This is a genomic window from Leptospira koniambonensis (genome assembly GCF_004769555.1).
Taxonomy (GTDB): domain Bacteria; phylum Spirochaetota; class Leptospiria; order Leptospirales; family Leptospiraceae; genus Leptospira_B; species Leptospira_B koniambonensis.
In genome coordinates this window covers 1,289,998-1,303,944 of record NZ_RQFY01000004.1, presented here as the reverse complement: position 1 = coordinate 1,303,944, position 13,947 = coordinate 1,289,998, and the positions used below count along the sequence as shown (strand labels likewise).

At 40.0% G+C, this 13,947-nt stretch carries 15 protein-coding genes and 1 tRNA gene; 8 read left to right on the top strand and 8 right to left on the bottom strand.

Translation table 11 applies throughout. From position 1 onward, the window contains the following. Positions 1-8: 8 nt before the first annotated feature. Positions 9-1,217: a hypothetical protein gene (locus tag EHQ52_RS10095; protein WP_135615060.1), complete on the bottom strand. Its 1,209-nt coding sequence runs from the start codon at positions 1,215-1,217 to the stop codon at positions 9-11. Positions 1,218-1,636: 419 nt separating this feature from the next. Between EHQ52_RS10095 and EHQ52_RS10090 the strand changes: the two genes are divergently transcribed. Both EHQ52_RS10090 and EHQ52_RS10085 read left to right on the top strand, forming a co-directional pair. After that, entirely contained in the window at positions 1,637-2,455 is an 819-nt protein-coding gene (locus EHQ52_RS10090) for a hypothetical protein (RefSeq protein ID WP_135615059.1), read from the top strand. Between the two features lie 44 nt (positions 2,456-2,499). After that, positions 2,500-3,393, top strand: a complete 894-nt coding sequence (locus EHQ52_RS10085; RefSeq protein ID WP_135615058.1) for a hypothetical protein — start codon at positions 2,500-2,502, stop codon at positions 3,391-3,393. 6 nt (positions 3,394-3,399) lie between these two features. Here the strand turns inward: EHQ52_RS10085 and EHQ52_RS10080 are convergent, their stop codons facing one another. Together EHQ52_RS10080 and EHQ52_RS10075 are read right to left on the bottom strand one after the other, a co-directional pair. Beyond that, positions 3,400-4,053, bottom strand: a complete 654-nt coding sequence (locus tag EHQ52_RS10080; protein ID WP_135615057.1) for a DedA family protein — start codon at positions 4,051-4,053, stop codon at positions 3,400-3,402. Positions 4,054-4,094: 41 nt separating this feature from the next. After that, positions 4,095-4,439, bottom strand: a complete 345-nt coding sequence (locus EHQ52_RS10075) for a hypothetical protein (RefSeq protein ID WP_135615056.1) — start codon at positions 4,437-4,439, stop codon at positions 4,095-4,097. Positions 4,440-4,584: 145 nt separating this feature from the next. Between EHQ52_RS10075 and EHQ52_RS10070 the strand changes: the two genes are divergently transcribed. From EHQ52_RS10070 to EHQ52_RS10055, 4 genes are all read left to right on the top strand, one after another. Continuing rightward, complete coding sequence (locus EHQ52_RS10070) at positions 4,585-5,487, top strand: prohibitin family protein (RefSeq protein WP_135615055.1); 903 nt, start codon at positions 4,585-4,587, stop codon at positions 5,485-5,487. A 61-nt stretch (positions 5,488-5,548) separates the two neighbouring features. After that, the gene (locus EHQ52_RS10065; RefSeq protein ID WP_135615054.1) at positions 5,549-6,832 is read left to right on the top strand and encodes a UvrD-helicase domain-containing protein; all 1,284 of its coding nucleotides are present in this window, start codon (positions 5,549-5,551) and stop codon (positions 6,830-6,832) included. A gap of 112 nt (positions 6,833-6,944) precedes the next feature. Beyond that, positions 6,945-8,027: a fatty acid desaturase gene (locus tag EHQ52_RS10060; RefSeq protein ID WP_135615053.1), complete on the top strand. Its 1,083-nt coding sequence runs from the start codon at positions 6,945-6,947 to the stop codon at positions 8,025-8,027. Positions 8,028-8,091: 64 nt separating this feature from the next. Then, on the top strand, positions 8,092-8,388 hold the full coding sequence (locus tag EHQ52_RS10055; RefSeq protein WP_135615052.1) for a YciI family protein: 297 nt from the start codon (positions 8,092-8,094) through the stop codon (positions 8,386-8,388). A 67-nt stretch (positions 8,389-8,455) separates the two neighbouring features. On the opposite strand, the gene EHQ52_RS10050 is transcribed toward EHQ52_RS10055, so the two are convergent. Together EHQ52_RS10050 and EHQ52_RS10045 are read right to left on the bottom strand one after the other, a co-directional pair. Further along, a complete protein-coding gene (locus tag EHQ52_RS10050) occupies positions 8,456-9,301 on the bottom strand; it encodes a metal-dependent hydrolase (RefSeq protein WP_135615051.1) in 846 nt (281 codons plus the stop codon). 12 nt (positions 9,302-9,313) lie between these two features. After that, positions 9,314-10,165: a metal-dependent hydrolase gene (locus EHQ52_RS10045; protein WP_135615050.1), complete on the bottom strand. Its 852-nt coding sequence runs from the start codon at positions 10,163-10,165 to the stop codon at positions 9,314-9,316. A 325-nt stretch (positions 10,166-10,490) separates the two neighbouring features. Here EHQ52_RS10045 and EHQ52_RS10040 point away from each other — a divergent pair. Beyond that, positions 10,491-10,564, top strand: a tRNA-Val gene (locus tag EHQ52_RS10040). Positions 10,565-10,657: 93 nt separating this feature from the next. Here the strand turns inward: EHQ52_RS10040 and EHQ52_RS10035 are convergent. Next, positions 10,658-11,536 carry a HEAT repeat domain-containing protein gene (locus tag EHQ52_RS10035; RefSeq protein ID WP_135615049.1) on the bottom strand — a complete coding sequence of 293 codons (879 nt, stop codon included), beginning with the start codon at positions 11,534-11,536 and terminating at the stop codon, positions 10,658-10,660. 67 nt (positions 11,537-11,603) lie between these two features. Then, positions 11,604-12,167 (bottom strand): polyhydroxyalkanoate synthesis regulator DNA-binding domain-containing protein, encoded by a 564-nt coding sequence (locus EHQ52_RS10030; protein WP_135615048.1) that lies wholly within the window; start codon positions 12,165-12,167, stop codon positions 11,604-11,606. 158 nt (positions 12,168-12,325) lie between these two features. On the opposite strand from EHQ52_RS10030, the gene EHQ52_RS10025 reads away from it, so the two are divergent. After that, complete coding sequence (locus tag EHQ52_RS10025) at positions 12,326-13,213, top strand: hypothetical protein (protein WP_135615047.1); 888 nt, start codon at positions 12,326-12,328, stop codon at positions 13,211-13,213. Here the strand turns inward: EHQ52_RS10025 and EHQ52_RS10020 are convergent. Next, positions 13,210-13,863 (bottom strand): DsbA family oxidoreductase, encoded by a 654-nt coding sequence (locus tag EHQ52_RS10020; protein WP_135615046.1) that lies wholly within the window; start codon positions 13,861-13,863, stop codon positions 13,210-13,212. The genes EHQ52_RS10025 and EHQ52_RS10020 overlap by 4 nt on opposite strands. Between the last annotated feature and the right edge of the window lie 84 nt (positions 13,864-13,947).

Sequence of the window (13,947 nt, the reverse complement as noted above, 5' to 3'; positions counted from 1 at the left end):
TTCTACCTCTAACGTGCAAGATCTTGCAATTGTTTAACTTTTTGGTCCTTCTCCGGAGACTCGTAAGCTTTTAAGGAGAAAGTATTCAGATTATATTCCTTGGTAGTGTAGTTGTTTTCTTTATAAGGACCGACCAATTCTTTATCAGGCTCAGTTGTTTTCGCAGCAAGGATCCTTCTCATTCCTTCTTCTCCCTGCCCGAACCAATCCGGATCAACTGCAAGATTTACCCGATGACCTCTCAATTGGGTTAAAGCATAAGGGCCCTCGTATCCACTTTCTCGGATCAATTTGCCGAAAAACAGAAACTCGACCTCTTGTCTCCCAGCGTTTAATTTGCCGTCAAAGCTCGCCCATGCAATCGGATCCCCATTTCCTGCGTTCACAAGATTGGCTTCTAAATGATAGGTTCCAGCCTTGAATACGTTTACTCCTCCCTTTATGCTCAAAGAGCCGTCTCTTGGAATATCCAAAAAGTATCCGCTCCATTCTGCAGGTTGGTAAGGAGAAGAGAAGAAGGAGGACAGGACTTTACCCTGCTTCTTCTCCTTTGCGTATTCAAATTCCACTTCCATGAACATGTCTCCCCAATCCTTGTAGGTGGGTCTCCATTCGAAGGTGAAAACATTATCCTTAGCGTAAGCATCTCCATCTATCCCCTTATCGTTTCCGTCGGGAGGGAGGGCCACAAACTTGTTGCCGTCGAATTCTTTCCAAAGTTTTACGTTACGGATATTTAATGGAACTTTTTCAAAATTGCTCGTATTAAAACATTCTAAGGTGATATGAATAGGTTCCTTCACGCCAATTGCAGCCCATTGTAAAGGTTGTAATTTGCAGGAATAACCATTTGGCTTTTTGTCATCAGGCTTATCCACCATCGGAATCGGGGAAAGTTGGATAAAATATGGATTTGTTAGATCTTCATTATACTTTGTCAAAGGTCTTGAGTTAGGTGGATACTCAGACCATTCTAAATAATCTTTTAAAATTTTCTCGGGAGGGAGGGACTCATCCAAACTTTCTAAAAAGTCGGGATTGTCCGATGCGGAACCACCACCAGGAGGACTTCCTTTCGCCATCCATTCTGCTTTTGCTTTTTTCTCTTCTTCCGATAAGAACCAACCGTTCTCTTCTGCTTCATCCCTTAATAGATAGAAAACCAAGGCGGCTGCAATCGCAAGGCCAAGGTAGATAAAAATTTTTTTTTGACTCATCTCTAATTTTTCAGTGCCCAGTACAGGCTCACCTATATATGAAATGCGAGGCCTTTCTCAACCTTTATTTTAAGAATCTTTAAAGGAAGAATTTGCTAACCCTTTTGGACTAATTTTATTAGAACGAATTCTTTTAGGTCCTTTTGTTTGGTTTGCCAATCTTCTTATTTTTCACTTACAAACTCTTGTAATAAATGTTTGGAAATAAATTGTAACTAACACTGCATGCTATTGTAGCGATTGTTATACATCATAATTTCATAATATGATTTTTGATTTATGTAATTTTTTACATTCTACCTGTTATGTTAAAAAAAGTCCAATCACTTGACGTAAGAGACCACTTACCCCATACTTGTAGACCGGGAAAATCAAAAGCTAAGGTTTTGGTTTTCCCGAAAGATCGGAGAATAGAGAAGATGAAAAATTGGAAAAGTATGGTATTGGGATGTGTTTTCGCATCGTTATTTGTTGGCTCGCTTTCTGCGCAAACCTATACGGTTTTCATTCACGGAAAGTCTGGCAGCAACCACAACGGAGTGGGAACTACTGACGTGAATAATTATTGGGGAAGCGCACCGAACTCTGTGTCCGGCGCTAAAATTTTCGTTGGATACGACGGAACTACTGACCCAAGAACTTATGGATCGGCAAGAGCGCAGACCAATGTCACTACAGGCTTGAATACATATTGCAAGGGATCAAACTCCTGCAAGATCGTATGTCATAGCGCTGGTTGTTATGCGATTGAGTATTGGTTATCAAACTTAGGTGGAACTGCATCTAGCAAAGGTTATAACTTAACTAAAGTTACTGCTTTAGCTTCTGCATCCGGTGGATCCGAGCTTGCTTCTGCTCTGAATGGTGTTACATTCGGATTCGGCGGTAACGCAATGGATAAATCCCTAATCGTTGGAACTGCTCGTGGAGCTTACAACCACAACAACACTGCAGGTATCACTGTATACCAAGTACCAGGTTATAAAGGTATGGCTGGTGCATCCCTGATTCTTCCAGGCGAGGACGATTACGCAGTCGCTTTCCATTCTTCCTGTGCTTATAACAAGTCGGGCGGAGTTAGCGTTTGCCAATCATCGTTGACTCAGAGCGAAGGTATTTGGCCGTTCAACTCGAACGTAACTTATACTCAGTTCCAAGGTCACACGAGAGCTCCTTCTGTAGGATCTTCCGGATTATACTTGAACCACAGTGAATTGAAAAACGAAGGCTGGAGATAATCCAATCCAAAGTAGCGCGTCGAAAAACCGGCGCGCTATCGTTTATGAAAATTTTACTCATTTTACTCCCCTTATTAATATTCCACTGCTCACAAATACAATGGAGACCTGCAAGTCTTGCAGTCGAAAGAGGCTGGTCTGAAACCGGCAAAAATATAGTTCAAACAGAAGTGATCTATGATGAGAAGGATGCATGGAATCCTTTGAACGGAACCACTCACAAAAAGAATTACAGAACTAAATTCAGAATTTATGAAATATCAGGACCCGGTAACGATTCCGGAGATCCTCCCATTTATTCTTACGAAATAGGATCTTGGACATTACCTGGATCAGTCTATTTTCATTCTGCAACCAATCGTTTGTTTTGGATCCAAGGGACAAATGATGAATACGGTGGATCTATTCGTTTTCCTGCAATATGGTCCCCAAAAGGATTTCATTCCTTCGAACCTAAAAATTTCCAAAAAGAAGACCAAACTATCTTCCAATTTGTACCTTCTCCAGATGGAGGCAAGGCAGCAATTATATTAGGAAAATTGAAATCAGATCTGGGAATAGAAACCCCTACTCTGATTATAGCAGATGTAAACGGACAATCTTCCTCTTATGATAGATCTTATTTTGAATTCCAATTAACAAAATGGGAAGAAACTCCCGAATTCAGGATACGTTGGTCGGAGAATTCGAATCTTCTATATATTCGAGTACAAGACCAAGTTTTTAAAACGAATGAAAAATCTAAAAAATTAGAAGAAGCAAAAGAATTTCCGGTTTGTTTTTATCCTGCTTCTAGTTTCGGACCTGTGGGGATCAGTCCAGGAGGAAGAGGCGGAGATTCTGATATCGCAAGGGATATGGAACCTCCTCCGTATAAACGTTATAAGGATAAACCCTTGGTCAAAAGTTTAAACCAGACCAAGGATTGTAGCCAGTAGTTTAGATTATTTTTCTGCAGCCTTTGATTTTCTCATTTCTCTAATATACTCTATCACCGCAGGCATTACAGAAATTACAATGATCGCAAGAATAACGATCTTGAAGTTTCTTTGAACGAACTCCAGATTTCCGAATTTATAACCGCCGAATAAGAAAATAGCGATCCAAACCACTCCGCCGACTATATTATACAAAATGAATTTAGTATAAGTCATACTTCCGATCCCTGCTACAAAAGGAGCAAATGTCCGAACGATAGGGATGAATCTCGCGATGATGATAGTTTTTCCACCGTATTCTTCGTAGAACTTGTGAGCCTTTTCCAGGTGCTTTTTATTTAAGAAGGGGACCTTCTCCTTTGCGAGGATCTTATCTCCTGCCAAATGACCAATCGCGTAATTAACTGTATCACCTAAGATCGCAGCAATAATGAGAAGTATAAGTAAGATACTAAGATCTAAACTTCCTCTGGCCGCAAATGCACCCAAAGCAAATAACAAACTATCTCCTGGAAGTATAGGAGTTACAACGAGACCGGTTTCACAAAAAATGATCAAGAATAGGATTAGATAGATCCACGTGCCATAAGCAACGATCAATGCATCCAAATGATTTTCAAGATGCAGGAAGAAGTCTAAAAGATATTTGATAGTTTCCAATTTAAGCTCCGAAAGTCAGATTCAAGGGTCCAGCGGGAAAGTCAAATGTTAGAGCGTACTTCCGGAAATAGACCTGCTTGGTCTGGACCTTGTTTATAAATTTTTGTAGGATAATTTAAACGGATTTTTTCGGAGGAAACTCCTCTTTTGTCGGGTCTGATCCTGGCATCAAATTCTACGGGATCACCCTGTTTCAGATTTTGTTTTCTGAAACGAAAAGAATAATAAAAGTCCTGAGCATAGATAACTTTTCTGCCTGAAACCAACAGTTTTATGTCTTTGATCAAGATCCTTGCTTTTTCCGGATTAGGATCTATTGAAATAGATTCCACAGTTCCTCTAAATCTGGTCCTGATTTTAGGCAAGTTTTGGAGATCTTCTTCCATGACTTTCATCCGTTAGACCAATTCAAACCAAAAGAATAGTTTCGTACATTCGTTTTTCATTGTCGCCCATTCCGATTTCGGATGATCTGGAAACGTTCTGAATCCGAACGCGGTCCAACTATTGGTAGGTCCTACGGAGATATATATGACCAGGTTTCAATTATTAAGAAAAAGTTTGAGTTTGTTTGCCCTTCTTTCCCTGAGCTTGCTCGCGGGAACGGGTTGTTATACGAATATTCGCCCGGGAGAGGCAGGACTCAGATATCACCCTTTAACAAATGGGTTACAAAAGGATCTATTGACGAATGCAATTTATTTCTACGCTCCATGGAATGATGTAGTATTGTACCAAACCCAATGGACCTCGTACAAAGAGAAAGTAGATGTTCTTACCAGAGATGATTTGACCATTAACGTTGTTGCTGCAGTCATTCTGAGACCAGTCCCGGGAGAAATTTATAATCTTCAAATAGAGATCGGTCCAGATTATTATGAAAAAGTGGTACGCCCTCAGTTCAGGACATCTGTTCGTAACGCGTTATCCTCTTATAGTATGATCAAAATTTCTAAAGAAACACCTAAGGTATCTCAGGATATTCGCCAAGCATTGGGAGAAAAATTAAGAGGAAAACATGTAGAAATAGATGATGTGATCATAGATGATATTGAATATAGCCGCCCCATCCTGACTGCGATCGAAGGTAAACTTACCAAAGAGCAAGAACAGGAACAAATGAAGTTCGAGATAAATATAGCGAAGAAGGACGCGGAAATCACAGTGATCCACGCAGAAGCTAAAGCAAAATCCACAGTGATCGAAGCAGAAGGAACTGCACAAGCAACTGTGATCGAAGCACAAGCAAGAGCCAAAGCTCAGAAAATGATCGCGGCCCAGTTGACAAAACAATATATCCAGCTAAAAGCTTTCGAAAATCCTAATACAAAACTTCTGTTTGTGCCTACTGGAAAAGATTCTCTTCCTATGATCATAAATACTCCTACGGACGGTCCTAAGGCTATAGATCTTCCTCCTGCAGGAGATAAATAAAGAAGAAGGTCCGTTCTTCAAAAATTACGCGCGCTGAATAAAATTTGGGAAACGGTTCTGCATGAACCTTTCCCAATTCAGCGAAGCCCAGCAAGAGATAATACAAGATCAAGCCAGATTTTTACAAGTAATCGCCGCAGCAGGTTCCGGAAAGACCAGCACCTTAGTAGGAATAGTCCAAAACGAGCTCTCTCAAGGTACAAGCGGAGAAGAAATACTGATCCTAAGTTTCACCCGAAAAGCCGCAGGTGAGATCAGAGAAAGAATTAAAAAGAAAACTAATATAGATTCAGTAAGAGTTCACACTTTTCATGCATTTTGCCTGAGAGCATTGATCACCTGGCATCCGGATTTCAAAAATAAAAGACCTTCTATCCTAACCACTTCTGAAAAGAACCTATTCTTTAGAGAATGGTTCCGTAAAGAATCAGATATCATCGGCGGAATTCCATACGAATTATTGATCGGAGGTTCTGCATTGCCTAGTAACTTTCCGCAAACTTGGAAAAGCCCTCTATTAGAAGATTATAAAAACTTCAAACGAAAAGAAGGAAAACTGGATCTGGACGATTTGGTCACAATGTTTTTAGATTCTTTAGAAAATGGAGATGCCTGGACTGAAATTCCAAAGAGAAGTTTAAAAAGGATCTTAGTAGACGAATTCCAAGACACTGATCCGGAACAACTTAGATTTTTAAAATTACTATCGGAACAATCCAGGATTTTGGTTGTTGGAGATGATAGTCAGGGAATCTATTCTTTTCGAAATGCAGACATCAGGATCTTTTTAAATTTTCCAGAGATGTTCCAACCTTGCAGCAGAAAATTCCTAAACACGAATTATAGATCTCTACCAAAGATCGTAGATACTTCTTCCATTCCTATCTCCAAAAATAAGAACAAAATTGAGAAACAGGTAATCGCTCATAGAAAAGGAAAAGCAATTGTCTCCAGGATCAAAATAGATAAGATCCCGGAACTATTTACTCATTTGGGAGAATTGTATAAACGAAGTGGAGGAGAATTAAAAATATTATGCCGCTCCAATCATAGGATCAGAGAATATTTGCGTGTGGGAGTTCCACCTGAACTATTACTTACGATCCATTCTTCAAAAGGTTTAGAATTTCATACTGTGATCGTGGACTTAGCTGATGGTTGGAACCTCAGAAAAGATTCTCCAGAACAAATCAGGGAAGAAGAGCATAGAGTTCTATATGTAGGGTTATCCAGAGCTAAGGATTGTCTCATTATCCTGGGCAAAAGAACAGGTTCGGGGAGAGAAACCGCTGAAGACTTATTTTTCTCTTATTTTAAGAAAGATGTCCCGATCTTAAAATCTTGAATTGGAGAATTATTTTAAATCCTGATTTTTTTCTGCAACAAAGCGAAAACGATCCGCTCTCATCTAACAATCCGTAAATAAAACCTCCTATTAGGGAAACATAGGATAAAAGATGAAAAAGAATACAGAACTGAAAGAAACTCTTGGAAGCGTAAGGGAGATTATCTCCGATAGCAGCTTCGATAATCCCGCTTATTTAGGGATCGCTTATTTTATCCGGGACCTATTCTTCTTCTCGGTTACTATGTTTTTACTTTGGAATGTAGAAACTTGGTATTATCTTCCTTTTCTTTGGGCATTTGCGGGCCTAAGCATCGCTTCTCTATTTATTATTGGCCATGATGCATGTCACGGCGCATTATTCAAAAACGAAAGACTTGCGTATTGGATCGGACAGATCGCAATGCTTCCTTCTCTTCATGCTTATAACCAGTGGGGATATGGACATAATCGGGTCCACCATGGTCATACGATCAAAATAAAAGGTGATTTCGTATGGCATCCAGTCACTCCGGAACAATATAAAAATTTTGGAATATTCAGAAAGGCATTTCATAGACTTTCCTGGTCCGCATTAGGTGGAGGGATCTATTATCTGGTAGAGATCTGGCTAAAAGGAATGGTCCTTTTCACGGCTCCAATGAAAGAAGCTCTCAGGGACAAATTGCTTATGCTCACATTCGCATTCGGTTCTGCGGGAGCGGTTTTCTATTTCGGGGGAAATACTCCGACCGGTTTTGATCTTGGATTAGGAGGTTGGTTTTTCCTAAAAGTGTGGCTTCTTCCTTTTATTTCTTGGAATTATTTTATCGGAGTCACCGTATATGTGCATCATATTCGCCCAGAAGTTCCTTGGAAAGAAGCAGACGACTGGACTCCTTTTTACGGACAAATGAGAGGAACCGTAAATTATCATGTGCCTAAGTTTCTGAACTTCTTCATGCATAATATTTTCATCCACTCTCCACATCATGTTCATATGAAAATTCCTTTCTATAAATTGGGCCAGGCTTTGGAAGAGATCAAAGTACATTACGGAGCTTATGTGGTAGAAAGAAAGTCCGTTTGGAAGGATTATATTGAGTCCACTTCTAAATGTAAACTTATGAATCCTGATACTAAAAGATGGATGACCTACTCGGAAGCATTCAACGATGAAGATGAGTCGGAGCCTGAATTAGAAGCAGCTACCTAAAAATTTCAATTTTAAACGATTGGGAATTGATTTTTAAAGGAAGCCAGCAAGTCTGATTTCCAGAATGAAATTTTTCCTGATCGAATTAGAATATTTAGTACCCCTCGAAAAATTAGACCAAGCGGTCCCTGCTCATAGAGAGTTTTTACAAACCTTGTATGATGTTGGGACCCTTCTTCTTTCCGGACCTAAAGAGCCAAGGAACGGCGGAATGATCATCGCAAAATCTATCTCATTAGAAAAGATAAGCGAGTTAATGAAAGACGATCCATTTGCGAAATTAGGTTACGCAAATTATAAATTCACAGAATTCCATCCGGTGAAACACCAGACATTCCTAAAAAGTTGGATCGAAGGCTAAAGAAAAAAACCGCCTCCCGACTCCTTTCGGAGCACGGGAAGCGGGGAGCAAAGTGATTGGATGGGTGCTAGATAGTTATCAGAGCCGCGTTCGCAAGCTCGTATCCGCCAGTTTGGTCTGGATGAAAATCTTTTTTGAAATATAAAAGTGCCGCGCTGAAAAGCTGAGGATACAGAATCTTTCCGATCTTGCGTGCAGACTTCATATCTTGGAAATATTTACGGAATCCCACTTTCTTATCAGTGAGTAAGAACCAATGTTGCAGACTTAAAGCATATCCCCAGAACATGAAGGATGCTACGATAAATCCCATAATTCTTAGGAAATGACTTTTAGAAACTGTTTGAAGAACGTCATACGCAACAGATTTATGCTCTATCTCTTCGCAAGCATGCCAAAGAAGTAGGCTTCTCATCTCTCCATATGCATCATCATGGAAATTATTGCGGATAGAAATTTCAGCCATACTAGCAGTATAATGTTCTAGGCCTGCAGTCACCGCGAGTTTTAGTTTTTTACCGAAGAAAAATTCAAACACAGGCAAGAAAAAACTGAAAGCAGTCCATTTATAAACCTTCTCCATAAGAGTGATAGGTCTTCCTTGGCCTTTTAAGATCTCTAGGATCTTTTCGTGTTCTTTTCCGTGTTGGACTTCTTGTCCTATAAAAGCTTTCACTCTGGAAGAAAGACCTGGATCTTTTACTTGGTCCGCAAAAGCTTTTACACTCTTGATAAAAAATCTTTCTCCTTCCGGAAAAAGGATATGATACGCATTCACAGTGTGGGTCATGAATGAGTTATTTGCGATATAATGGTCAGGTAAATTTTCCAGACCTTCGAAATTCATCTTACGAACTGTAGGAGAATTTGCATCTATTGATTTTAGATTTTTATTCTTAGTTTGGGTATTCATTGTGTTCTCCTCTTAAATAGTTGCTAATGCTTCGTTAGCGAGATCGTATCCACCGGTTTGATTCGGATGGAAACCAGGTTTGAAATATAAGAAAGCTAATTTTCCAACTTCTACAAGAACCACTTTAGCGTAAGAACGAGCAGAAAAAAGATCTGAAAAATATCTTTTGAATCCAATCTTAGGATCAGCAAATATAAACATATGCTGAAGAGTGAATGCATATCCCCAGAACATAATCGAAGCTACGATAAACCCGAATGTTCTTAAAATATAACTTTTAGAAACTGTTTGAAGAACATCATAAGCAACAGACTTATGTTCTATCTCTTCGCATGCATGCCAAAGGAGTAGATTTCTCATCTCACCTTCTGCTTGTTCATGAAGTCCAAATCTTAGAGTAACCTCTCCCAAAGAAGCGGTATAATGTTCTAAACCTGCAGTCACTGCAAGTTTCAACTTTTTACCAAATATAAATTCTAAAACAGGCCAGAAGAATCCGTAAGCAGTCTTATTATAAAAATTCAGGATCTTAGAAACTGGACGTCCTTGTTTTACCAACATCTCCAGAGCTTTTTCATGCTCTTTCCCGTGTTGTACTTCTTGTCCGATAAAACCTTTAATATTATTTTGTAATGCAGGATCTTTCACTTGATCCGCGAACGCTTTTACACTTTTAATAAAAAATCTTTCTCCTTCTGGAAAGATCACATGGTAAGCGTTAACCGTATGTGTTAGGAAAGAATTTCCAGCAACGTAATAGTCTGATAATTGGTCCAACCCTTCGAAGTCCATCTTACGAACACTTGGAGAATCACCGTTAATTGGTTTAATAGTCCGTTCTTTTTTTTCTGCCTTCACTGACATTTCTATCTCCCCTTTTTTTCGGGTTTCGTGAGGCTTACTATAAACCTTTCCAAACGGGTCCGCCCGCCGATCCCGGAAAACCCTTGCCGATTTCGAAATCGGCCAGAAAAAGAAGGAAATTTCTTCCAGAAAGCACTTTTTATAACATTCGTTTTATGAAAAATCGGCAATCGAAACAGTAAATTTTAGAATCAGCGGACCTTCTTCTTTTTTTAAAAATGCAGAGAAGAGTATTATTTTGGAGAAGATGGAAACTTCTTCCTTGAGGCCTTGGAAACAACAAAGACTTTACGCTCAGCTTTGGACCTAAATACTGACTATTACCGGGGGATTAGCTCAGCTGGTTAGAGCGCTACCTTGACATGGTAGAGGTCACTGGTTCGATCCCAGTATCTCCCAGGGTTTACTTCATTACCCTTCTTCCCATAACCCGTAAAAACAAAAAAGCCCCCGAACTCGGAGGCTTTTTTATCTTAACACTTTAAGAAAAGATCAGTCTTTCAAGAAAAGAGGAAGATTCGCAGGCATCTTGAATCCTGTCACACTTGCCAGGTCCTTTTTGATCTGCTCTCTTACCATTTGGTCATGCTCAATGAGTAATGCTTCTCTGAGAGAATATTCTCCAGCTTTTAGATCCACTTCTCCCACTGCGATAGAAGCTCTATAACGAACCATTGGAGATTCATCTTTTAAGAACGCACATAGGTCATAGAACTTTTGGTTTGCGATACGATTGATGAATACAATCGCATTTAGGATCGCAACTTTTGAAAAAGGATTTTTTTCCTTATCAATCGCAGAGTTCAATTGGGAAAGTGTTTCCTTACGATTTAGATTTTTCAATCCGTCCGCCGCAGAAGCTCTTACATAAAAATTCGGATGGTTTAGAGCGTTTACGATCGCTTCTTGGTTTTCCTTTGTATAAGGAAGAAGTCCTACATTTCGGATCAATTCTCCAGCTGCGATCACCAGATTATAACCTTCAGGAGAACTGAATGCAGGGTAATCTCCTTCTTGAACGATCGCGGAAATCTTTTTAAATTCTTCCAACATTCCTGGTCCGGCGATATCGGACTCCATTGCTCCTAATGCTTGAGCAATAGTGAATTTTAAAGTAGGAGAATTTTCTTCCGATTTAGGAACATTCGGATTTCCCTTTAACGCTTTCAGAAGAGGGCGAACAGCCAGTTTGCTGCTTACGAATTTTAGATAATCCGCAGCTTGGATCCTTTCTTCTAGGTTGCCGCTTTCCAATTTTTTGACTTGGTCATAAAACAATTGGTCCAACTTCTCATAGATTTGTTCCTTTGCGGAAATCTGAGCAGTTAGTGATAATATGATTCCGAGGACTAGGATTCTTAAGGTCGACATGGGTTCCCCCTATGTTGTTTATCGGATTTGGTAAGGTCGATCTTAACTTTAGGAGGCCGCAAATCCCTTAAAGGGGCTCGGTTTCCTTGACTCTTTCCGCAATCTTGCGAATTTTCTCCGATAGATCCTCGACAGCCAATTCCTTTTCGCCGCCTTCTTCCAATTCTCGACCCACTTTTTTGAGGTCTTCCTGGATCTGTTCGCTGTTTTCGCTGGCTCTTTGGGCCAAATGAGTGAGTAGGTCCTCACGGTAACTTTTCACTTCTTCCAATCGAAGCTCGCCTAAGGCCACCATACTCTGTAGGATCTTGTCCATTTTTTCCTTGGTTAGGTAGGCGAGGCCTATCCCTCCCAGGACCAAACGGCCAAATAATGCGCTGATATCTTTGCCCGTTTCTCGGATCAGGGCGGAAAGCATGTAATTTGAAAATTCTTCGTTTCTTTGACCCAAACTTACTTTAAGAAAGGTCTGGCCTAGGATTTTAGGAGTGATGTCCTGACCGCTCATATTATCGATCACTTTGATCTCTTCGCCCGCGATGATCATCTCGGCGACATCTTCTAGAGTAATCGTTTTGCTGGTTTCGGGATCGTACAACCTTCTGTTTGCGTATCTTTTCAGAACTTTCATTCTTGGTTTTGCTCGTAATCAACGCTTTCAGGACAAGCCTGCAAACTTGTTTTTCTTTCCGATTCCCCTTTCTAGTTGCGGGTTTTCCGCAATGCACCAATTCTAGGATCGGATGAAAATCCCCAAGGTCAAGGAAAAAACCCTTCCTTTGCAAAGAGATGAACTTACTATCCGATGCCTTACTTCTGCACCGACTCAGCTCGGATGAACAAGACTTCCTAGTCGCTTTGTTAAAGTGGAAAGGAATAGATCATCTAGAATGGGTAAGAAGTTCCGGGTTCCCCTCTTCCACTAAAGAAGTTTTAGTTTGGAAGAAGGATGCGAGTCCTGAGGATATCCGCTCCGCTCATGATTGGTCCAGAGAAGTTTCTTTGATCGGAAGATTTGATGCAGAAGAAAAAAATTCTTTCGTAAGAGCCGGAGCGACTCGGATCTACGATCTGAATTCATTCGCGTTGGAAGAATTTCCATTTTTTAAATTTTCAAAACCACTTCATCCTGAGATGGTGGTACTCACCCAAAGTCCAGATCTGTTCGCTAAATATAGATCTCTTCTTAGAGCATGCGGATCAAATGCACATTGGTGTAAGGATATATTAGGACTTCCTAATATGTTAAAAGAAACCAAACCTGGAGTTTTGGTGCTGGATTCCGAATCATTTTCTATCAGAGAACTTGTTCCTAAGATGAAAGGACTTTTAGGAACTCCTTATTTTCCTCTTAGCTTTTGTTTGATAGATTTTAATAAAGAAAATGTGTACCAAAATTTGGCCACAGGTTTGAAAGATATTGCAAAGGCATTTTTTGAACCTAAGGACCTTCTTCTTTTTTTAAGAGATAGGCTGGCACTTGCTTCTCCTCCTAAGGATTCATTTTTCCAAGCAATTGATTGGTCCGGAAGTCCTAGAAACATCAGAGAATATGAATTTCCAAATGTTCCAGACGGAATGTTAGAAAGAGCGGAAGCTGCCTATTTGTACAGGATCCGCCGTTTATTTTTATGGCTGGGAGAAGGAGCCAATAGAGGAACTGAGATCTCTGCTTAAGCGTTTGTCTCTGATTCTAATTTATCAAACACCTGCAAGAATAGATCTACTGGTTGTGCGCCTGAAACCGCGTATTTTTCATTAAAAATATAAAAAGGCACACCGGTTACTCCGAGCATCTTACCCTCATTTTCTTCTGTTTCTATTTGGGTAAGTAAAGAAGGATCTTTGCGAACTTCTTCTAATTCAGATATTGGAACTCCAACCTGAGTCAGGCTTTCTTGGATAATTGAATCATCAGAAAGATTTTTACCTTCTGAGAAAAACTTTTGGAAGAATACTTCTGCGAGTTCCCCTTCTTTTCCATAATTTCTGGCCTTACGAATGAGAGCGTGCAGAAGGAAAGTATTCGGTTGGTGACCTTGGAGAATATTAGCAAATTCTAATCCGTCTTCTTTTGCGATATCAGAAACTCTTTGGGTCATCATTTGCACTCTATCTAAAGAGCCGAATTTTCGGACCATATGAGCTTCTCTATCTTCTCCCTGTTCAGGAAGGTCAGGATTTAATTGGAATGGTTTCCACTCCACGATGATCTTGTCTTCAGGATGATTAGATTCCCAAGATTCAATCGCCTTCTCTAATCTTTTTTTACCTATATAACACCAAGGACAAACTACGTCCGAATAAATTGAGATACTAGTTTCCAATGCCTTCTCCTGTAATTCTTAGACTTACAAGGCCCGCGAAAATCGCATTCTTTTTTTAGTCCAATTTTGGTTTCGATTTGGAAG

What these genes read in the sequence shown, in the direction of transcription:
- EHQ52_RS10095 (WP_135615060.1), bottom strand. Translation starts at nt 1,217, where the DNA reads ATGAGTCAAAAAAAAATTTTTATCTACCTTGGCCTTGCGATTGCAGCC.
- EHQ52_RS10090 (WP_135615059.1), top strand. Translation starts at nt 1,637, where the DNA reads ATGAAAAATTGGAAAAGTATGGTATTGGGATGTGTTTTCGCATCGTTA.
- EHQ52_RS10085 (WP_135615058.1), top strand. Translation starts at nt 2,500, where the DNA reads ATGAAAATTTTACTCATTTTACTCCCCTTATTAATATTCCACTGCTCA.
- EHQ52_RS10075 (WP_135615056.1), bottom strand. Translation starts at nt 4,439, where the DNA reads ATGGAAGAAGATCTCCAAAACTTGCCTAAAATCAGGACCAGATTTAGA.
- EHQ52_RS10070 (WP_135615055.1), top strand. Translation starts at nt 4,585, where the DNA reads ATGACCAGGTTTCAATTATTAAGAAAAAGTTTGAGTTTGTTTGCCCTT.
- EHQ52_RS10065 (WP_135615054.1), top strand. Translation starts at nt 5,549, where the DNA reads ATGAACCTTTCCCAATTCAGCGAAGCCCAGCAAGAGATAATACAAGAT.
- EHQ52_RS10060 (WP_135615053.1), top strand. Translation starts at nt 6,945, where the DNA reads ATGAAAAAGAATACAGAACTGAAAGAAACTCTTGGAAGCGTAAGGGAG.
- EHQ52_RS10055 (WP_135615052.1), top strand. Translation starts at nt 8,092, where the DNA reads ATGAAATTTTTCCTGATCGAATTAGAATATTTAGTACCCCTCGAAAAA.
- EHQ52_RS10050 (WP_135615051.1), bottom strand. Translation starts at nt 9,301, where the DNA reads ATGAATACCCAAACTAAGAATAAAAATCTAAAATCAATAGATGCAAAT.
- EHQ52_RS10045 (WP_135615050.1), bottom strand. Translation starts at nt 10,165, where the DNA reads ATGTCAGTGAAGGCAGAAAAAAAAGAACGGACTATTAAACCAATTAAC.
- EHQ52_RS10035 (WP_135615049.1), bottom strand. Translation starts at nt 11,536, where the DNA reads ATGTCGACCTTAAGAATCCTAGTCCTCGGAATCATATTATCACTAACT.
- EHQ52_RS10030 (WP_135615048.1), bottom strand. Translation starts at nt 12,167, where the DNA reads ATGAAAGTTCTGAAAAGATACGCAAACAGAAGGTTGTACGATCCCGAA.
- EHQ52_RS10025 (WP_135615047.1), top strand. Translation starts at nt 12,326, where the DNA reads ATGAACTTACTATCCGATGCCTTACTTCTGCACCGACTCAGCTCGGAT.